15 protein-coding genes are annotated in these 20,555 nt (G+C 42.0%); 5 read left to right on the forward strand and 10 right to left on the reverse strand.

Annotation, left to right across the window (positions count from 1 at the left end; genetic code table 11):
* Positions 1–456, forward strand: a complete 456-nt coding sequence (locus tag E2P86_RS11340) for a DUF6265 family protein (RefSeq protein ID WP_134433079.1) — start codon at positions 1–3, stop codon at positions 454–456.
* 88 nt (positions 457–544) lie between these two features.
* On the opposite strand, the gene E2P86_RS11345 is transcribed toward E2P86_RS11340, so the two are convergent.
* From E2P86_RS11345 to E2P86_RS11390, 10 genes are all read right to left on the reverse strand, one after another.
* Positions 545–1,693, reverse strand: coding sequence for a TlpA disulfide reductase family protein (locus E2P86_RS11345; protein ID WP_134433081.1), 1,149 nt, complete (start codon positions 1,691–1,693; stop codon positions 545–547).
* A 42-nt stretch (positions 1,694–1,735) separates the two neighbouring features.
* On the reverse strand, positions 1,736–3,304 hold the full coding sequence (locus E2P86_RS11350) for a PKD-like family lipoprotein (RefSeq protein ID WP_134433083.1): 1,569 nt from the start codon (positions 3,302–3,304) through the stop codon (positions 1,736–1,738).
* A 32-nt stretch (positions 3,305–3,336) separates the two neighbouring features.
* Complete coding sequence (locus tag E2P86_RS11355) at positions 3,337–4,092, reverse strand: DUF4843 domain-containing protein (RefSeq protein ID WP_134433085.1); 756 nt, start codon at positions 4,090–4,092, stop codon at positions 3,337–3,339.
* 11 nt (positions 4,093–4,103) lie between these two features.
* Positions 4,104–5,516 carry a RagB/SusD family nutrient uptake outer membrane protein gene (locus tag E2P86_RS11360; RefSeq protein ID WP_166785193.1) on the reverse strand — a complete coding sequence of 471 codons (1,413 nt, stop codon included), beginning with the start codon at positions 5,514–5,516 and terminating at the stop codon, positions 4,104–4,106.
* A gap of 15 nt (positions 5,517–5,531) precedes the next feature.
* On the reverse strand, positions 5,532–8,630 hold the full coding sequence (locus E2P86_RS11365; RefSeq protein WP_134433089.1) for a SusC/RagA family TonB-linked outer membrane protein: 3,099 nt from the start codon (positions 8,628–8,630) through the stop codon (positions 5,532–5,534).
* A 102-nt stretch (positions 8,631–8,732) separates the two neighbouring features.
* The gene (locus tag E2P86_RS11370; RefSeq protein WP_134433091.1) at positions 8,733–9,518 is read right to left on the reverse strand and encodes a hypothetical protein; all 786 of its coding nucleotides are present in this window, start codon (positions 9,516–9,518) and stop codon (positions 8,733–8,735) included.
* Between the two features lie 52 nt (positions 9,519–9,570).
* Positions 9,571–10,137, reverse strand: a complete 567-nt coding sequence (locus tag E2P86_RS11375) for an RNA polymerase sigma factor (RefSeq protein WP_134433093.1) — start codon at positions 10,135–10,137, stop codon at positions 9,571–9,573.
* Positions 10,138–10,295: 158 nt separating this feature from the next.
* Positions 10,296–12,851, reverse strand: a complete 2,556-nt coding sequence (locus E2P86_RS11380; protein ID WP_166785194.1) for a M14 family zinc carboxypeptidase — start codon at positions 12,849–12,851, stop codon at positions 10,296–10,298.
* A gap of 22 nt (positions 12,852–12,873) precedes the next feature.
* Positions 12,874–14,244, reverse strand: coding sequence for a RagB/SusD family nutrient uptake outer membrane protein (locus E2P86_RS11385; protein ID WP_134433097.1), 1,371 nt, complete (start codon positions 14,242–14,244; stop codon positions 12,874–12,876).
* Between the two features lie 12 nt (positions 14,245–14,256).
* Positions 14,257–17,391, reverse strand: coding sequence for a SusC/RagA family TonB-linked outer membrane protein (locus E2P86_RS11390; RefSeq protein WP_166785195.1), 3,135 nt, complete (start codon positions 17,389–17,391; stop codon positions 14,257–14,259).
* A gap of 453 nt (positions 17,392–17,844) precedes the next feature.
* Here E2P86_RS11390 and E2P86_RS11395 point away from each other — a divergent pair, with 453 nt between their 5' ends.
* The 4 genes from E2P86_RS11395 (at position 17,845) to E2P86_RS11410 (ending at position 20,441) form a co-directional block, all read left to right on the forward strand.
* The gene (locus E2P86_RS11395) at positions 17,845–18,216 is read left to right on the forward strand and encodes a DUF1801 domain-containing protein (RefSeq protein WP_134433101.1); all 372 of its coding nucleotides are present in this window, start codon (positions 17,845–17,847) and stop codon (positions 18,214–18,216) included.
* A gap of 13 nt (positions 18,217–18,229) precedes the next feature.
* The gene (locus tag E2P86_RS11400; protein ID WP_134433103.1) at positions 18,230–18,823 is read left to right on the forward strand and encodes a GrpB family protein; all 594 of its coding nucleotides are present in this window, start codon (positions 18,230–18,232) and stop codon (positions 18,821–18,823) included.
* Positions 18,824–18,841: 18 nt separating this feature from the next.
* Complete coding sequence (locus tag E2P86_RS11405; protein ID WP_134433105.1) at positions 18,842–19,678, forward strand: GNAT family N-acetyltransferase; 837 nt, start codon at positions 18,842–18,844, stop codon at positions 19,676–19,678.
* A 130-nt stretch (positions 19,679–19,808) separates the two neighbouring features.
* The gene (locus E2P86_RS11410) at positions 19,809–20,441 is read left to right on the forward strand and encodes a TetR/AcrR family transcriptional regulator (protein ID WP_085471484.1); all 633 of its coding nucleotides are present in this window, start codon (positions 19,809–19,811) and stop codon (positions 20,439–20,441) included.
* The last annotated feature ends 114 nt before the right edge of the window (positions 20,442–20,555 follow it).

A 20,555-nucleotide genomic window follows, 5' to 3' on the forward strand; every position in this document is an offset into this window, starting at 1 on the left:
ATGAAAACAACTTTAAAACTCACTGTTATCCTACTAACTGTCTTCGCTTTCGCCATGTGTAACACAAAAAAATCTGCCCCCTTTGATTGGCTACTAGGTAAATGGCAGCGGATAAATGATAAACCAGGCAGAACTACTTTTGAGAATTGGGAAAAAACCAGCGATTCAACATATTATGGTGTTGGCTTTACTCTGCAAAATGGTGATACAATAAGCCAAGAGATAATGAAGATTATTGAAACGAATGGAAAATGGAATTTCTTAGTCAAAACACCTAAAGAAGAAGAGTTTATATCCTTCAAAATACCGACCATAGAAGACGATAAATTTGAATGTAAAAATGACACGTTAGATTTTCCAAAATTGATCAAGTACTGGAAAAATGGAGACCAAATAAGAGCTTTAGTCTCAGGAGATAGTCTACAGTTATCTTTTGAATTTAAGCGAATCGAATAAGAAAGCGCCCCCCTCTCTTCGGTAAAAAAGAATAAGACAAAAAGAGCTCCTTCGGGAGCTCTTTTCATCATTTACCGCATCGCAAAAACTACTTATTGAGTATTTTTTCCAATGTTTTATGCAATTCCTCCCCACGCAAATTCTTTCCAATAATTTTACCCTCGGGATCAATTAGATAATTTTGAGGGATCCCGGTGACGCCATACTTCAAAGCGGCTTCATTACTCCAAAACTTGAGATCAGACACATTGGTCCATTGCCCTAAGCCATCATCAGCAATCGCTTTAATCCAATTATCTTTTCCACTTTCACGATCCAATGAAACCCCAAAGACAGTAAATCCCTTATCCTTAAACTCATTAAAAGCACGAACAACATGTGGATTTTCTTTACGGCATGGACCACACCAACTAGCCCAAAAATCAAGAAGTACATACTTACCACGGGTCGAAGAAAGTGCGACCAGCTCTCCTGTCGGTGTATGTTGTGCAAAATCTGGTGCTATGCTACCAATCATAATCTCCAACTGTCCCTGCAAGCGTTTCGCAAAAGCAATTCCTTCAGGCGAGTCACGTTGATCTGCAGGAAGCTTCTTGTACATATCGAGCACCTTCATCATCTCCTCACGCGAGCCACCAGCATAACGTTGCAGTGCATAAAAAAGCATCGGCGAGGTTGGATTTTCGGCAATGTATTTACCAAAAACCTCCTCTTTAAGATCCGTTTGTAACTTCCGTATTTCGGCTTGATTGCTCTGCTTTTCGTCATCTGATAAAGATTTATCTTGTCCTTTGCGCATCAAGTCCATCACTTTAGATTGATATACACTAGCCAGGCTATTCAATTTATCGTATTCAAAATGGCTTTTAGAACCTGATACTTCTACATTCGAGAATTTACCTTTACTAACCAACTTCATGGTGCCCGGTTCGATGTAAATAGATAAGGTATTATCTGGATTGCTGATACCTGCACCGGGACGACCGGGGATAGCTTTAAAAACGATAATACGCACCAGTACAGGTTGCTCCAAATCAAACTCAAAACTATACTTCCCATTTATCAATTTGGAACTGTCCAAAAACTGGCTGCCATCATATTTATAAAATAGATACAGTTTATCGAAGTCGCCTTCTATATTTTTAAAATCACCTGTTATTTTGACTTTCTTTGTCTGTCCAAGACATAGCAGCGGAAAAAATAGCAGGAGTACTGCCCATAACTTCATTGTTTTCATTTTCTCTCTTTTTATGTATAATAATTCTTTTAATATTCTCTTTTAGAGGTTCCACTTGTAGGCCATCTCCTTTATTTTACCAAACCCACTGTATTTTCTTTCGCTGGACTTATCCATGGTACCATTTGTCGGGTCGATCAAATAAGCATATACTTTTCCAACTGCGGCACTCGGATCCCAAGTAGCGACGTATACCACAGTGTTTGGTTTTGGTAAGAAAAGTAAAGCAACCTGTGGGTTATAGAAAAACTTCTGTAAGCGGACGCAGGTAATCTCTTCACCAGCAGGTGCCGTCCACTCGACCGTTGCGTCGCCATTTTGCATGTAACGATGTAAATACAGAGATTTCGCTGTACTAAGTAGTGCATAATTACCACCGAAAGCTGATGCTAAGGAGGTCACCGGGGTATTCAATGCAATACCATTGACTGGGTACTTCCCTATCCCCAGCTGATTGGCCGTGGCATTTGTGAAATTAGTTACCAGCAAGTACCGCTGTGAAGCATTCTTCATGACACTATACTCATATGCCACATTGGGCGTTCCATTTCCGCGTCCCCAATCGAATGCTTCAGGATCTAGGCCTACACTGTTTACATCAAAAGCCCCTGTGGTTGCCTGTGCAACAAAAGGCTGCACACTGGTTCCTGATACAGGCACATTCTTAAAGTTCTTTGCTGTCTTATCATATACCACGGCCTCAAAGCTCGCACCAAAGGCTGTCGCTGACCAAGCTGATAAATCACCGTAAGTTCCATTATAGCCTGCACCAAAATAGTTTGCTCTACTCGTTCCGGCACTCGCAAAGTTTGCGGTGTGTACTTTATTGTCATAAATGACCACCTCTTTACGTAGGTTGCTGGCCGACGCATATTTGAGCTCTCCCCCCCGTTGGATATTCCAGAAAAGTTTATCGAAAGGATAAAAAACCTGGAAAGAAGACTTCTCCACCGCAACAATTTCTTGTGAAGAGGCTATCAACACTTCAGCTGAAGCCAAGGGGGCAGCAGAATGCAATAGTGCACGTGGCTCTCCAGCTAAAGAGAAACCATTAGACTGCAGAAACATGTCGGTAAACATTCTGCTTTGGGTTACACCTTTCTTGGACCAATCGTCGACAATAAGTCCCACGTCCGTATTTCCATTTTTCTCGTACAACAACATCCAACCGTCAGATAGCTGCTCATCCACCTGAACGGCAAACTTCATGTACTCTTCCACCTGCGTTTCCATATTCTTTACCGTTAAAAGGACAATCCACTTTCCAGCAGGTTTCTCAATCTTCTTTTGAAGCGTAATATCCGTCGATAGCGTATCCCTAGAATAAACTTTCCCTCCCGCTGTAGCCTGATATATGGCCCAGGTAAAGGATAATTTACCAGCTACCTCTTCCTTGGATTTCAGGGTGGCTCCTTGATAAATAATCTTAGGCGATATATGTAGTTCATCGTAGCGATAAATAGCATATGCGTCAAGGATGTTAAGGTTTGCAGTATCGATTACTGCGCGATCCAGATCCAGGTAATCGTAATTACCTTTATCCTTATAGCAAGAAATGTACAGAACGCAGGCACTTACGATCAAGAGCATGGTTTTTAGAATTCTATTCATATCTATAGTTTTAATAGTTCGTATTTTAAGTATTATGGAAAGACCACTGGATTTAAGTTTTCATCCAAAAGAGGCGTTCCATGTTCTGCATTGTACCGTTCCAGGGCGATCTTACATTGGTTTTTCAGTGCTTGGGCATGCAGCTCCGTAATCGTATTTGCCAGTAATTCTGGATTAACGACTACGGTTCGATACACACTAAAATTGCTCCTTCCTGTAGTCTGAATCACAAAACGGTATTTGACATCGCTATAAGCTCCAAAGAAGTTGACCAAAGGGAGATACGGTAATACGGCTTTATCCCAATTGTCCGGTTTGGTAACGGCGTTCTTAAATGTGATTTTCAACTTACTATAGTCCTTTGGAGAAGGTTGAAAAAGTGTCGATTCCTTCACCGTAAAAGAAACTTTGAGATCTTTATTCTTAAAGAGATTTTCATCTTTAGGTTTATCGACATGAAAAACAAAATCGCCCTCCTGCTTACCCGCCGGAACCTTATACGTTCCAAAGGTGAAGTTCAATAGCTTGGCGTCTTCATCCGTCGTTGTAAGCTCAAAAGTACGGTCATAGTCTGTCGGAAAACCGACAATACGGTAATTAAAGGTGATTGCATCTTGATCTGTTGGGCTGTAGGCAAAATTATGGGTGATGCTATCTTGCACAATCGTATTGGTTCCTAACCACACACTCAACAAGGGTATTTCTTCTTCAAAATATCGTAGATCGTTTTGCTTGCAGCCGGTCCATAGTAGCCCTACTGATAGGGCAAAAAATATTATTTTCTTCATACTTTCTAATATTAACGGTTCGGGTTACGGTTAGCCGCTTCATATTCAGCAACCGGTATTGGAAAGATATATGCCTTTAGCGCTACCAGGTCTTTATCTGTTCCTGTAATAGCACTTCTATTCATCCGTTTATATAAATGAAACAACTGGCCTTCGCCAAAGAACTCCTTTCTAAACTCACTGATGTATAAGGCGGTAGGATCTGTAGGTGCGACCGTGATGGCCGATACACCGCGAGCCTGTCTTACTTTATTCAAAGGCTCTACGACACTTTTATTTTCCAAGAGATTACTTCCCGCAAGGATAAAATACATCTCCGAAAGCTTGAGAAGCGCGCTTTTGTTTCGATAGTAAAGCAATTGCGTATTGGGCTCACTGTATTTACGCAGGTACTTGTTACTCGCATTTACGCCCGTTCCACTGGCAAAAAGATATACATAACGGTAATCACTGGTATTGCTTTCATAATACGTATTCAAGGTGGTTAAATTCAAGGAAAATATCCCCGTCCCCTCCTGAGAGAGATATGTATTAGCATATTGATGTAGGTTGTTTATTTGCAAGCCAAAAATATGCTCCGGCGCTCCCGTAAAATCTATTCCAGCCAACATGTTAGCCTGCGTTGCAAAGCTGAATTTTGCTGAATTAACGACATTATTAGCTGCTATACGTGCCTTTTCGTAGCTTCCTGTATTAAAATACAAACGTGCCAAAAGGGCTTCAACAGCATAATAATTGAGATGCAGTTGTCTATTTAATAAATAGCCATTATCGTCCATTTCCGTTACTTCCTTGCCCGTAAAAATGGGATCGACCTGCAGGAGGTCTTTCGCTACTTCCAAGTCTTTTAAAATGAAACTATAAACCTCATTCACCGAAGACTGCGCTGTTTGCTTTGCCGAATATTCCGTCACATAAGGTATAGCAGGTTTATTCGCATCCACCGTCGGGGCAGCACCAAATAAACGAACCAGCTCAAAATGCAAAAATGCACGAAGAGCGAACGCCTCTCCTTTGATGATTTTAAAATTATCGCCTTTAAAGATCCGTTCCTTGGCGTCGATCGCTTTAATCAGGTTATTCGTATTACTGATTGCCTGATATAAACCGTTCCAGATATTGGTTATACGACCTTCCGCTGTAGCGCTTCCATACTCAAATGCAGCATCCTCGTTATAGTTAGCCGAAAACGAAGACCACTCATGTGACAAGACACCCAGCATACCATATTGCATATCCTTGCCATAGAGTTTCTCTGCCGTCATCAACGTATAGATACCTGCTAAAGCTTCTTTAAATCCGGCTTCCGTTTCAAAAAGCTCTGATGACTTTATTTGGGAGTTGGGTTCTACATCCAACCATTTATCGCAAGAAGTCAATGCACCAGCGATAAAAAACAGGGGGATTAAATACAAATATTTCATATTCATGTCGTTATATTAAAAAGTGGTTTGTACAGCGAATGAAAAGCTTCGGGCAAATGGATAGTCCGTACCCCGTTCTACTTTTACAGTAGATAGCACAAAAGCTTCATTCATGAAAAACGAGCACTTTAGATTCTGTAATCCATATCGTTTAAGATTTTTCCATTTAAAATCATAGTACGCACTCAAAGAGGATAATGTGAGGTCACTTTTCTGCTGTACAAAACGCGTACTTGCCCGTGTTTGGCTCGGATTTACAGTAATACGTTTAAACGGTGTCCTGTCTCCCGGCTCCAACCATGTATTCTCAAATACACGAGAATCAACGTTGTAAGCGATGTTAACGTTCTCCACACGATTTACTAATGTGGAATTATAGTAATCCTGTCCGAGTGTATATCTGAAGGTCGTACTAAAGCCCCATCCCCTGTACTCGAGGTTTAAACCAAAAGTACCGCGTAGTTTAGGGTCTGTTACCCCAGCTACAACCTGATCGTCCGGATTCCAGATATACGTTGTGCTCCCATCCTTAGCACGGAAAAGTTCACGTCCTGTAGCCGGATCAATCCCTAAAGAAGGTACCGCCCATATCGAAGAAATCGATTGACCTTCTTCATAACGAATTACAGGTGCCGTGAGGTTATCTGTCCTTTCATCCTTCTCCCGATTAAGTTGCTTCAAGCCATCGGATATTTTAGTAATCTTATTGTGATTATGCGCTAAGGATCCAAAGAAAGAAATGTAAGATTGCGTCTTTGCATTGCGGTAAGCCTGGTAGCTTATCGTTCCTTCATATCCAATATTTTGAAGGGAACCAAGGTTCTCTTTATAGGTTGAAAATCCTGTTGATGTCGGCAACGTCATATCCGTTAAGAGATTATTGGTATTACTAACGTAATAGTCAAATCGCATATTTAATCGTTTTAAGACATTGACATCCAAACCAATGTTATGGTCGACCTTTTCCTGCCAGCGGAGATCTTCATTGGCAAGAGCCGACAAGTAGGCCCCTGAAATATTATCATAGGTACTGCTCGTAAAAAAATTGTAGGTGGCCATGGCCTGGTAAGGATTAAAGTTTTGGCTTCCCGTTGTACCGATCGAGCCTCTCACTTTAAGCATATCAAAAATATGGAGCTTTTTGATAAACGCCTCGTGATGTAAATTCCATCCCAAACCCACCGACCAAAATGTTCCCCATCTGTTATTGGCACCGAAAACGGAGGATGCGTTTCTACGCACGCTCACATCCACCAAGTATCTGTTATCATAAGCATAACTACCGGAGCCCAAGATTCCGACTTCGCGTTGTACATTCTCGCTCCCCATCGGGACACCATTCAAGGCATATTGTCGCGCAAAAGAAATAAAGTCCACGCGGTTATTTAGAAACCCTTCTGCAGCCATACCATGCGTCTCAGACTGCAATGCAGACATATTTCCTCCTCCATTTACGAGCACGATATTCTTCCCCCATTGTTTGGTCCAGTTGGCAAAAATATCGGAACTGACTGCTGTACTTTTCCCATCCGTCATCGTATAAGATCCGCGTCGGTAAAAATTATCCCCTGTCCATTCTGTAAAGCGCGTGTGATCGCCCGGATAAAAAAGCTCGGCGGCATTTTGATTTTGAGTAAAACCAACCCGTCCCGTTACACGTAGATCTTTTGTGGGTTGCCATTCCGCATAGAAGTTCTCTGTAATTTCGGTGTAGTTTGAAAAGTCTTTAGTATTTAAGCTTGCGTTATACAGGGGGTTGTAATAATACGTTGGGTTTCCCGAAGGCGTTGAGCGAAATTCCCCCAATACCTTTTTAGTTTGGCCAAACTCATCCGTTGGCGACCAATAAGGATTAAGTCGTGTATATTCACTAAAAGTGCCATACGGTGAATTAACTGATTTATTAAAGTTTAAGTTCAGGATGTTTCTAAAGATAATCTTGCCACTACGGTAGGAAAGATTGACGGAACCACCTATATTATCACGCTTCGAACCTTTCATGACACCAACCAGGTTGTTGTAATTCAGATCCACTCCATAGCGCATATCGGCACTTCCTCCTTCGAGATACAAGCCATGCTTAGCTCCCAACCCTACGCGTAATGGTTGCGAGAGCCAATAGGTATCGACACCGCGAGCAATATCGCCCAAGATTGCATTGTATTGTTCACTGAGAAACTGCTGTATCATGGGTTGTGTGGATGTATATCGGCCTGCTTGGCGCTCTACCTCCAACTTCTCACGTGCATTGGTCAAATTATAGGATGTCAAATCCGGCGCCTCCACATTGAGGTTACCGTTATAGCTGATCCGTAATTTACCTTCCTTAGGCACCAAAGTTTCAATCACTAAGACACCGTTTGCGGCTTTCGAACCATAAATCGCTTTGGCCGAAGCATCCCGTAGTATCGTTATAGAAGCAACACGATTCATATCGAGATCGTATATCTTTTGCAAGTTTGCTTCAAATCCATCCAAAATAAAAAGTGGCAGATTGGGGTTCCCAGAAAAATCGCCACGTACGTCATCGAGGCCTGTCTGTCCACGTAACTGAATATCGGGCAACATATTAGGATTAGATCCGAGGGATAGGTTTTCCGTTAACACAAAAGAAGGATCTAGATTTTGGAGACTCTGCAACACGTTTCTATTTCCGACACGTCGGATATCCTCGCCCGTAAAGGTGGAGGCACTTCCGGTGTAACTCTCTTTGGACCGTTTGGTATAGCCTGTCACAATTACTTCATCGATCTGATCCGTCGTTGATGTAAGCATAATAATCAACGGAAGTTTAATATCATGAGACAGCTTGATTTCCTGCGTTTGAAACCCCATGTTCCGAATAAGGAGCACTTCATTTTCTTTATCCGGAGAAAGGATAAACTCTCCTGAATTATTCGTGGCTGTCGCTATTTTGGTGTTACTCTTGACCGAAACAACAGCCCCTACAATAGGTTTTTTGTTTTCGTCAACCACGCGGCCTACAATCTTTGGTATAGCACGTACGGGCGTCATCTGAACTTGACTATAAGCCGTCCGAGACGCAACTAATGCGCCTGTAAAAGTCAAGACAAAGGCACACCGCTTAGCTATGAACTTGAGCTGGTTATTCATCTTTGGTAGATTAGGTTAATACTGTTTTAGATTTGCCATGGCACAGCCCTGACTATAGCCTATGCTAAAATCTAAAGGTTCGTATGAATGAATTTGATTTTGTTAGTTAAAACAGACCTTTACGACACTGTCTTTAATAGAATACGTAAAAAGCATTTTTTCGGACATATCGTTCAGCAAATCAGGGATGGATATTTTTTCAAATCGCGCGGTGTAGGTCTTATCTTGTCCGCCTTTCCCACAAGGTTCCAAAATAATACCGTAGCGTTGTTTCAGCATGGTTGCAAAACGCTGGAAAGGAACATCATGGACGTCAATATTTAAGATCAATAGGTTCGAATCGATCTTGCCCCGAAGTTGCGTTAGTAAAACTTCGTTGACCATAAAATTCCCAAGCTTAGCCGCTTTTACGGTTTTAACAGTATCTTTCTGATTTACTTTTGCGGCCGTCTTTAAGGTGATAGTTTTGGGTTTGTTCGGGTTTGTTTTTCTTTCATAATGTTCTGTGATTTTAGGGTTAATACGGGATGAAGACATTGCTGCCGCAGTTAAACTCGGTTCACGGGAAAGACTGTCTGTCGCAGATACCACTATAGCCTCGGGAGTATGTTCTGACATGGGGGTTGATGTTCCCTTATCATATAAATAAACAGCTATCCCTAAAACTGCTGCTGCAGCAACAGCTTGCCACCAGTATGATCTGCCTGCATTCGAACTTTTTACGTTCACAGCGGAAGAATAATCTTCGACATGCTGATCCCACCGAGTTTCTAAAAACGCCTCAAACGCAGCTTTATTTTCCGAATTCAACAGCCACTCCTCGACTGCTTTACGCTCAGCCGGAGAACATTGTTGTTCGAAATACTTGTTTAAAAGGTTTTTGTCCACTTTTTCGATCCTTATCGTATACTATACAGTTGAAAGAACTTTTGCACCTAAGCTAAAATAAAAAAAATAATGCAGCGATACCAAACCCAAGTCCTTTGAGTAGTTTTTTAACAACCGATGAAGAGTTATTGATATGATTTTCTACTGTACTCTTGGTGATACCTAACTCCTCCGCGATCTCCTTATTGGAATATCCCTGAATGCGACTCATCTCAAAAACTTGCTTTCTCTTTTCTGGGAGGTTCGCTAAAATCGTGGAAAGAATATCGGTTAATTCTGTTGTCGTTATTTCAACACTTTGATCCGAATGCAATACACTATGATCCAAGTATTTTTGTGCCGAAATATTCTTTTTTACTTTATTATAGATATCATTTTTAGCGATAGTAATAACATAATTTTTAAAAGAAGCATCCACATCAATCCGATTTCTATTTTCCCATACTTTAAGAAAAGTCTGTTGAATCGTATCGCTGACATCCTCCGCGTCAAATTTAAGCCCGGCGAGAAAAGATGTTAAGATGGGGGAATAGTGCTCAAACAGCCAAACAAAAGCCTCCTCCTCGCCCGCTTTCAAGCGAGCGACAATTTGCTTTTCTTTTAGAAGGCTGTGAGACATGCTCTTGGTATTAAGGTTAAGTAATCGTGGCAATATACTAAATGCGTCCGAATAATTACACTACAAAACGGGTAGATATGGGGGCAAAAGTGTCCAACATCATGCACCTTGCCCCCGCTAGATAACATCTAGGTTAATAAAAGCAGTTATCTATAGCTTTAAAATCTACGTGGGGAAGCTCCGACCCCGAAAAAAATAGCATTTGTCAACAATCGTCCTGTAGACAACCAATACCCGCGGAAGGTTGGCGATTCCGCAAAGTAAACGACTGCCCCGCGTCCTTTGCTTATCGTCCCCACGATGATATTATCTTTTACTTTTTGCAATATTGTGGTATCTGCGTAGCCATTGACCAATACATCTGTAGACTTCACGACACTATTATCGATGGTATTTGGGGCAATACTGCCAAAGCTAGTCCGTAACAGGTACACGTCTTTATTGGTAAGACCGTACGTCAAAGGGCTTCTTAGATCCAATTCACCCTTCACGATTATCCCACTCAAACGAGAATCTCCTCCACGCCCTCCCGCAGGCTGTGGCGTGACCTCTGCTAAAGCATTTCCGCGTCGATCTGCTCCTCGGTTACCCGCATTATTTTCATTGGAGACCGCCGGGAATACCGCCGTATTGACCCATGAATTTGCGGCTCCGAGATTAATCAATGTTCCTCCGGCATTAACCCATGCCGCTAGTCGCTGTGCAAAATCGGCACTATGCTGCCCACCGGTAAGAATAATCGAGGTATAGCTCTGGAGATCTATACGGTCCAAGTTTTGCGCATTCAGTTTTACTACAGGTATAGCATAGGTTTCGGACAGCAAAGACCAGACCTCACCGAACGTAGTCCAATTTCCACCACTAACAAGACCCACTTTAGGCTTTTTTAAGACACGAATGTTGTTGCTTCCCAAATCAATCCCCCGTACGCTGAACCCATCATTAATTGAATGAATACTAATTCCTGTTCTCGTTGCTGCCTCTTGGATCACTTGGTAAAGATGGGTTTCTTCCAAAGTTTGATAAGCAACGGGAATCACGATAGTACCGGCAAAAAAGTTATGGTCGCCTTGTGTCGTTTTACTGGTAAATGGTAAGCTCGCTACCCGTGCAATCACCCCTTTATCCTGTAAGAAATAAAGTGCTTTCGCGGCTAAATAATCATTGTATTCAAATGCATACGCAATGAGGGATTGATCAACTGAAAATGGCACAACATCTGGTACATTTTGTATCAGTACACCGGGTGTTATTGGGTTTTTAGTCTTTACAAAGGGAATACCATAACCATGTGCGGTACTCCACGCGGATATATCATAAAATGTTGTTTCTTTATCAAAAGCATTGGTTTCATTCTCTTCAAAAATAGATTGTAAAATCCTGAACTGGCCTTGCTTTAGTGGAACGACATAAGCGGTCCCTACCTCAAAGGTCTTTCCCCCCTCTGTCGTCGTTTTGGAAAGAGCGTACACTTCAATATGGTGCCGTAGCAGATGCTTCAAGAACAGGCGGTTTAAGCTGGGATCTTCCTTACTACCAAATATAATATACTTATCGGTTAAGCGATCAGCTTGCTGCAAAGCACTTTCAAAGAACGATTTTTGTTCTTTTAAGAATACTTCTTTCTCATCGGTGGCTGCAATTAAACCTGCAATACTAATCTCAAAATTATCTTTTAGATTTCGAGCAAACGTTCGTACTCCCGCATCCGTTTCAATGGCAACACCGGAAGTTGCCCCCACCTCTAACGTAACCCCTACTCCTCCTTGATAATCCGGATATGTAGAACCATAAATGGGCGATAGGTTGGTAAAGCTCTCTTTGGTGAAGTAGAGTGACCCTATTTTATTCAATGCTTTTGAGAACTGCTTTGCTAAGATAGCAGTCAGTACATTGTAGTTACTTTGGGGTAAGATCTTATTCCATGTAGACAACGGTGACGGCTCAAAATAATAAGAGCTACTGCTGCCCATTTCATGAAAATCCAAGTATACATTGGGATACCATCTATGGTAATATGCTACCCTATTTTGACTTTCGACCTGCGATAACGCAAGCCAATCTCTATTTAGATCATTCCAAAAATGGTTACCGCGATGGGGGGTCCATCCGCCACCATGCCCTATATCAGCGGGGTCAGCCACTGGAGGATTACTATGGAAGCCGTTAATATATGTAACAGCTCGCTCTCTACCATCTGGATTTTGCGACGGTTCGATCAGGACAACAGCTTCGTTTAGTCTACGTAAGATGTCGGGATCTTCGACCGCGACAAGATAGTAGGCTGCCAACACGGCCGCATCTGTCCCAGCGATCTCTCCACCATGTACATTATAGGCTAATTCTACCACAATTTTTTGTTCGCTATACGCTACTTTCGTCCCTGGCTTAACAAGCTGCAGGTGTTTTTGTCGGATATCTTCTAATCGCGGTTGGTTTGTTGGTGAGGTGATGAGCAATTTTATCTGTTCGCGCCTTTCCCAAGAGTATCCTATTGTTTCAATCGCCGCACGGTCGGATTTCTGCGCCAGCAGCTTGAAATATTCCACAACCTTATCGTATCGTACCAAGGCGGTACCGATCGGAAACCCAAAAAAATCTTCAGGAGTTGGTATATTGGGGTTAAACTTTGCGTGGTCACCATAATAATAGCGATCTTGTCCCTGTACAGAGCAAGCGACAAAAATAAGTAAGAATATGAGTAGTTTTTTCATGATACTGCTGTTTTGAAAATAATTAATAACCGGGATTGTTAGCTCCATGGAGATCAGGGTCAGAGAGAACATCGGCCTGCGGTATTGGAAAAAGCCAAAAGTTCGGACTTATACCGAGGACCTTTTCCGCCTGTTCGGTTCGTACGAGATCATACCAGCGATCAGCCTCAAAGGCAAATTCCAACCTTCTTTCCTCCCAGATGGCCTGCAATACTTCTGCCACAACCGGCAAGCTTGAGGGATAGAGCGCGGCCTCAGCTCGGGCACGAACCGCGTTTAAATCTGTAATTGCACCATTTATATTAGGTACGGTCTTGCGTAAGCGGGATTCCGCACGAATCAAATATAGATCCGAAAGTCGAATTACATATCCGGGATTCACATTGGGTGAAACCGTATGGTACAGATTAACATATACATCGGTTCCTCGAGTTGCCAGAAGAGCTTTCCTATTTCCTCCTTTTTGGGAGTCATTGAGCAGGTTTACAATTTCGTTGGAGGGCCTGAACTCATAAGATCCGCGTGGAGTTCCCGATGCGGGAAACCAAGTGCTACCACTTGTTCCTGCATTGTTGGCCGTCGCGGAAAGTTCAAATATAGATTCCGAGGAAAGAAATGGCAATTCAAAGAACCTGACATAAGGCTTCACAAGACTGTATTTTGAAAGTTGTAAAACAGCATCTGCTTCTATTTCTGCCTCGTCAAACCGTTTTGCATACAACAACACCTTGGCACGGAATGCCCGTACTATAGCGCGCTGCACTTTATTTCGGGTTGATCCATCATCCGGGGGCAAGAGATTACCGGCCTGCTTTAAATCTGCCAAGATTTGTGCGTAGGTCTCTTCCACCGTACTGCGCTTTATGGCACCTAAAGAAGAAAGATCAGTGGTTGGTTGCAATTGAAGCTGCACCCCACCCCAGCTACGCACTAAGTTAAAATAGGCAAAAGCCCGAATAAAGTAGGCTTCTCCAATAAGCTTTTCCTGTTCGCCTGTCGCAAAAGTAGGATCCTCTACTTTAGGAATTTCTGCGAGCGCCCAATTAACAATATTTATGAGCGAATAGTTTGCACTATAAGCGCCAACAATAGCCGAGTTAGTTACCGTAAAGGCTCCATTATCCAGTTCAATATTTTGGCTCTGGCTTCCCGCAAAAAAGACATTGTCCCCCGGCAGCACCGCCAGGTTCAATGCCGCATTGATGCTATAGTTTTTTAAAGCTGAGTAGGCTGAGTTGACAATAGCCCGCGAAGTTTTGGCATCATAGATCGCGTTATCTGCCAACAAAGCGTTTGTCGGTTTGACCTCTAAGAAACTTTCGCATGCGGTAAAAGTCAGTAATGCAAATGCCCCAATGGCTATATGGTTTATGTAATATCGTATACGGTTCATCGTAAAAGAGAATTAAAGGGTAATATTCAATATGAATTCAAACGTTCGCGGCTGGGGCACCGTTGCCCAGTCGTATCCCGCAGTATTTTGATTGGTACTTTGCGCGCTCACCTCCGGGTCAAGCCCACCATAATTTGTCCAAGTCCACAGGTTTGTTGCTGACACAGTTGCTTTCAAGCGATAGAGTTTTAGTTTCGCAGCTAGGGCCTGCGGCAACGTATATCCAATAGAAACATTTCTCAATCGCAGAAAAGAACCATCTTCCAAGTACCGGCTGCTTAAATTTGCTACTTGACCCGTGTAGTTGTTTGCGGGTGCGTTATTCTGCTCTGGGTTCAAGGCATATCGGGTCATTTTGGGTATATCTGTTACATCGCCTGTTTTTTGCCAACGCTGCAACTGACGCGGATCGAAGCCTATTCCGTTTTGGATTCCCCCATGCACCAAAAAGAAATTATGCATATTCAAGAGATGATTCCCTTGCGTGAAATATAAAAAGGCACTCAATTCAACACCTTTGTAGTTAAAGGTGTTGGTCAAACCTCCAATAAAATTAGGCTCTGTATTCCCCAGAATCTGTCTATCCGCATAATTCACGACACCATTTCCATCGACATCTTCATAAACGGCATTTCCCGTTTGAGGATCTACATATAGCTGCTTATATAAGAAAAACGAATTAATTGGATATCCTTGGCGCAAGATTGAAGTACCTCGGTTGGTTGCTCCCAATGTTTGTTCTTGTGGAATCTTTTCTATACGATTTCGGTTTCTCGAAATATTAAAACTTGTTTGCCAGCTAAAGTGTGGCTTTCGAATATTTGTAGATTCGACAGTAAGCTCTAATCCACGGTTACTGATCTCTGTATAATTGCGAATGGCAGAAGTATACCCGCTACGTGATGGTAGGACCACACTTTGTAAGCCGTTTGTGGTATATTTGTAATACCAATCAAATGTGATATTCAACCTATTATTCAAAAGAACTGCATCCGTTCCGATGTTAGTCTGTCGGGTTGTTTCCCAAGTAAGATCAGGATTAGCCAAACGACCGGGCGATAAACTTGGTTGATCAAGATAAGACTGTGCATTAGTAGACCAAACCGCCAGGGCATCATAATCTCCAATTCCATTCTGATTTCCAGACAAACCAAAGGTTGTACGTAGTTTTAAGCCATTGATGATCGTATTGTCGCGTAAAAAACGTTCCTGCCCAACATTCCCAATAAATCCACCGGCAGGAAAGTATCCCCACCGTACATTTTTCCCGAAACGTGACGAACCGTCAGCACGTAAACTGAACTCCAATGCGTAACGTTTATCAAAGGTGTAGCCTGCATTTCCGAAGAACGAGACCAATCGATTTTCATTTCGCGATGAAGTTCCTGATGTCGTTCCTCCAGAAGACACCTCACGCAGGACATCAAAAATATAATTCGTACCACTTGCTCCCACATTTTGCGACTGTTGCACATTGATGGTATTTCCCAGCAAGAAATTTACATCGTGTTTGTTGCCAAAAGACTTTACGTATGTCAATAGTTGCTCTGCTGTATATACTTGAATCAAGTTGTTGCCAGCACTGGCCGCACCTGTATTGCTAAGCGCAAAATCGGAGAAGCTACGCGTACCATTGCTGGTATAGTCAAAACTACCACTGGTCTTAAATTTAAGATGCGATAGAATACTATATTCGGCGAATAAATTTACCGTATTCCGCCAGGTAGTATAGTTGTTATCCAAATGCTCAATGAGGCGCAGATGATTATTAAAAGTAGCATGGTTTAGGTAGTTTCCTTGCGCATCGAAGACCGGTAGAAAGGATCGAGGAAAAATAGCCGAATTTATAATTCCTCCCGGATCGTTATCGTTGTTTCGTACATTGGAACGTCCTACACGCGCGAGATTATAGCTAGTCCCTACCTTTAGTCGTTCGGTTACATTGTTATCATAATTTACGCGAAGCGAAAAGCGATTAAAGTCATTTGGCCGCACAATGGACTCCTGTCCTGAATACCCTAAACCGATGTAATGATTGCTATTTGATCCCCCTCCGTATAAGGCAACCTGATAGTCAACATGGTATGCATTCTTAAATAGATTACTAATTCGATCGTAGGTGGGTAGATTAGAAATATTATCGCGCGAGAAATCGGTGGATCCGTCTCCATTTTTAAAGGGAAATACCAGGTCCCAATTCGTCGGCTTCTCGCGTGTCAAGTAGCTCGCCAAACTTTCTTGATTCTCTGTCGCCGTATTGAACCACGATTCATAGAGAAGTTGTCCGGTTTCAGGACCAGTAACAGCTTTAAACTTATTTACGGCTTGGGAAAAGCCTTGTTTAGTAGAAAAGTTAATGCGAGATGCCGTATTTCGCTGTCCTCGTTTCGTCTTGATCAATACGACCCCATTTGCGCCTTGCGACCCATATATAGCCGTTGCATTCGCGTCCTTTAGGATGGTCACACTTTCAATATCTGCAGGGTTGATATCTGCTAAGGGATTGGAAAGGAGATTTCCTCCGCCCCCCGTAACAGGGAGTGTCGTGCTCAGAAAAACTCCGTCGACAACATATAGAGGTGCGACATTTCCATTAATAGAGTTGTTGCCACGCACCACAAAACTAACACCACCTCCAGGCACTCCTGAAGTGGCTGTTATCTGGGCACCCGCGACTTTCCCCTGGAGAAGCTTCACAAAATCTTGGTCTGCTTGGGCAAGATTGTCCTCTTTAAAGTTTACTGTGGCTATCGAACCACTGATTGCCTTTTTTTGCTGTACCGTGTAGCCTGTTATCACCACTTCATCCAAGGCTTCAACTTTAGGCTTTAGTTCGATAACCGTGGGAGAAGTTTGCACAACCAGGGTTTTCTTTTCATAACCTATATTGGACAATGTAATAGTGAAGGGTAATTTTTGTCCGGTCACAAACTGGAACTTACCAAAGCGGTCGGTCTTCACACTGTGCGTGACCGCTTCCAATTGCACCGTCACCCCTTCAATCGGTTCTTTGGTATAAAAATCTAAAACTGTGCCGCTTAGGGACGCGTTGATAATAGGGCTTGTTTCTTGCGCTGAACTTGTTTTGATAAACAAAAAAAAGAGCATACAAGGGTACAAATACTGGAATAATCCGTATTTTTTCATAGTTTTGAACTGTTTTAATAGTGAGTACTTACAAGTGCCAACGCCAAATTGAACTTGTTCCATTATTAAACAGCTTAGGGAAGCTTTGCTTCCCTAGCTATTTTTATAAAGAGGGAGAAAATTAACAGCACATTCGCATTCGACAAGAGGCTGTCAAATGATTCGGTTTAGGGAAAGTGTTTAGCCCTTCGGCTTCTTCAGTCAGTAGTTTTTTTTCCATTTCAAATTCTAGTTAATACTTTCGTCGCCAACGCCAATTGAGAAACGATTATGAAGCAAATATACGTCGCAATTTAAAAACTACCAAATTAGTAGACTATTTTTTTCATTTTTTTTATCGTCTCTTTGTACCTTGAAAATGCCCATTAAATTCGGAAACCGAGAAGGCTAAAAAACATACCCTTTACGTCTTTCAAATTGTTGTATTTTTACAAGAGCCAAAAGATAAACACTATGTCAGAAGAACTCCATAATTATTATTTCAACAAAGAAGAACCGCAGCGGAGCTGCTTACTAAGCTTACGACATATTATTTTAGAACAAGACCCCCAGATAACGGAAACTCAAAAATATGGCATGCCTTGCTTCTGCTACTACAAGAATATCCTCTGTTATCTATGGACCGATAAAAAAACAGATTATCCCTATGTCTTGCTGACCGAGGGGAAACTATTGGACCACCCGAACTTAGAACAAGGAAATCGATCTCGGATGAAAATTTTCACGGTAGATCCGACGCAGGACATCCCCATTGTACTGTTAGAAGAAATCCTACAAAGTGGCCTCGATCTCTATCGAAAAGGTATTGTTAAAGTAAAAAAGTAACGTACTTTTGAGTATGAAATTACCTTTTGAGCCTTACACCCCCACATGGAAATCGAAATTTGAGACGTTGAAAAAAGATATCGAACAGCTTCTATCCGATATACAGCCGCAGGTAGATCATATCGGTAGCACCTCCGTAGAAGGCCTTTCAGCAAAACCCATCATCGATATCCAATTGGGTGTAAAAAACAAAGAAGAATTGGAGCAAGTGCCACTATTATTTAATCACCCGAATGTAGTGTATTATGAAAAGTATAACAAAGATATGCCCGAGAGACGCTTCTTTATCCTATTTCAGCACTCCGTCTCCGAAATGGGCGTTTCTTCAATTTTAAAGGCACATCAAGCAACGCCTGAGATCCTACAAAACCACGACTTACGGATTGCCCATATCCATGCATTTGTCCTCGGTTCAGCAGACTGGACGCGACATATCGCATTTCGTGATTATCTAAAGACACACCCTACGATTCGTGCGCAATACCAAGAATTGAAACAAAAATTAGTACAACAAGAATGGGTTGATGGTAACCACTACAACGATGCTAAAGATGCCTTTTTAAAGAAGTATGAAAAAATTGCAGTAGATTGGCACCAACATATTTAACGACATTCCCTGTATTTTATGCAAGTACGTACCTTAAGTAGCAATGATAAAGACCATCTCCTGCAAGCGCTCAATCATGCGTTTGCGGATTATATCGTTCCCTTTCAACTGACGGCCGAGCAGCTTCAATCCAAAATCAAGAATGAAGATATACACTTACCGTGGTCTGTTGGGGCATTTGACAACGATAAACTCATTGCCTTCATGCTGTATGGCGTACGTGAGAATGATGGTAATAAAACCGTCTATAATGGCGGAACGGGTGTGCTTCCGGCTTACCGCGGGAAAGGGCTTGTGGGACAAATGTCGGCTTTCATGAAACCATTCTTCCAAGAAAACAACGTCCAACAAGTCGTATTAGAAGTAATTGAAGGGAATGATGCTGCAATCCGAGCATACGAGAAAGATGGTTTTACTATAAACCGTAAACTCCTTTGCTTCAGTGGAGAAATCCAAGTAAAAAGCACGGATAATATCGCCACCATCCAAACGATAAACGAATTTTCATGGCCTACTCTTCAGTCTTTTTGGGATATTACACCTAGCTGGCAAAACATGCCCGCAAGTATAGAACATATGCATCTCCATATATTGGGTGCATTTGTTCAAGATCAATTAATAGGCTATGTATTTTTCAGTCCGTTAACGAGACGGATCCACCAATTTGCTGTAGCTCCACTCTTCCGCCGAAAAGGTATCGCTTCCCGGTTGTTTGCCGAAATAAATCGTCTTGTAGCAGGTGAGAAAGTACAAGTAAATAACGTTGACGAAGCTTCTTTCGAGAGTAAATTATTTCTTGAAAAACTAGGGCTCACCAATCACATAGACCAATTTGAGATGATAACAGGACTTTAAAGCGCCAATCGCATACTTCTTCGATGGAGATAAAACAAAAAAATGTCATAAATCTATCAACGGTCAAAAAAATCTAACAGCGTTAAATAAATTAATACTACTTTTGCTTAACGTTGTTAGATAATTTAATATGGCCAGTAAAGATCGCATACAAAGACAAAAAGAAGAAACTAGAAATAGTATTCTGGATGCCGCTTATGCGATCGTCAAGGAAGAAGGATGGGAAGGGCTGAACATGCGCAAGATTGCTGATCGCATTGAATATACCGCGCCCATCATTTATGAGTACTTTGCCAATAAGCAAGCTATTATTGAGGAGCTCACCTGTAAAGGACATAACAACCTCACCAAACTCGTGAAAGCCGCCAGCGAAACGGAAACACACCCGGATAAAAAGCTCCAAGCCATGTGGGTCGCGTTTTGGAATTTTGCTTTTGCGAATAAAGAATTGTACCAGGTTATGTTTGGCGTGGAGATGAAGTGTTGTGTGCAGTCCGATAATTTCGAACGCGAGACCACCTACCAACTCTTTGTGAAATGTATTGAAGAAATTATGCAGGATCAACAGCCTACAGGAGCTGAAGTAAAGATAAAGTACTTCACTTTCTTCTCCGTCATCCACGGCCTTATTTCCGTCAATATGATTGGTAATGGTCTCTCCGAGACTACCAATGAACAAATTTTCAAAGATGCGGTAGTGGCTATAACGCGCTCCCTCTACAAACAGGAAGAAATTCCAGTCAAAGAAACGACGAGTTCGTAAAATAACGCAAGAAATTCGTTTTTTTTGCGAACAATACTTAACACTGTTAAATAGTTTTACCACATTAAAAAAAAGTAATCAGACGGATTACACGCTAAAATCAACATGAACTAC

The sequence above is a fragment of the Sphingobacterium psychroaquaticum genome (genome assembly GCF_004421025.1).
Classification (GTDB): domain Bacteria; phylum Bacteroidota; class Bacteroidia; order Sphingobacteriales; family Sphingobacteriaceae; genus Sphingobacterium; species Sphingobacterium psychroaquaticum.

Excerpts from the sequence above, each read along its gene's own strand:
- E2P86_RS11350 (WP_134433083.1), bottom strand. The coding sequence starts at position 3,304 with ATGAATAGAATTCTAAAAACCATGCTCTTGATCGTAAGTGCCTGCGTT.
- E2P86_RS11405 (WP_134433105.1), top strand. The coding sequence starts at position 18,842 with ATGCAAGTACGTACCTTAAGTAGCAATGATAAAGACCATCTCCTGCAA.
- E2P86_RS11355 (WP_134433085.1), bottom strand. The coding sequence starts at position 4,092 with ATGAAGAAAATAATATTTTTTGCCCTATCAGTAGGGCTACTATGGACC.
- E2P86_RS11340 (WP_134433079.1), top strand. The coding sequence starts at position 1 with ATGAAAACAACTTTAAAACTCACTGTTATCCTACTAACTGTCTTCGCT.
- E2P86_RS11400 (WP_134433103.1), top strand. The coding sequence starts at position 18,230 with ATGAAATTACCTTTTGAGCCTTACACCCCCACATGGAAATCGAAATTT.
- E2P86_RS11410 (WP_085471484.1), top strand. The coding sequence starts at position 19,809 with ATGGCCAGTAAAGATCGCATACAAAGACAAAAAGAAGAAACTAGAAAT.
- E2P86_RS11380 (WP_166785194.1), bottom strand. The coding sequence starts at position 12,851 with ATGAAAAAACTACTCATATTCTTACTTATTTTTGTCGCTTGCTCTGTA.
- E2P86_RS11360 (WP_166785193.1), bottom strand. The coding sequence starts at position 5,516 with ATGAAATATTTGTATTTAATCCCCCTGTTTTTTATCGCTGGTGCATTG.
- E2P86_RS11345 (WP_134433081.1), bottom strand. The coding sequence starts at position 1,693 with ATGAAAACAATGAAGTTATGGGCAGTACTCCTGCTATTTTTTCCGCTG.
- E2P86_RS11395 (WP_134433101.1), top strand. The coding sequence starts at position 17,845 with ATGTCAGAAGAACTCCATAATTATTATTTCAACAAAGAAGAACCGCAG.
- E2P86_RS11385 (WP_134433097.1), bottom strand. The coding sequence starts at position 14,244 with ATGAACCGTATACGATATTACATAAACCATATAGCCATTGGGGCATTT.
- E2P86_RS11365 (WP_134433089.1), bottom strand. The coding sequence starts at position 8,630 with ATGAATAACCAGCTCAAGTTCATAGCTAAGCGGTGTGCCTTTGTCTTG.
- E2P86_RS11375 (WP_134433093.1), bottom strand. The coding sequence starts at position 10,137 with ATGTCTCACAGCCTTCTAAAAGAAAAGCAAATTGTCGCTCGCTTGAAA.
- E2P86_RS11390 (WP_166785195.1), bottom strand. The coding sequence starts at position 17,391 with ATGAAAAAATACGGATTATTCCAGTATTTGTACCCTTGTATGCTCTTT.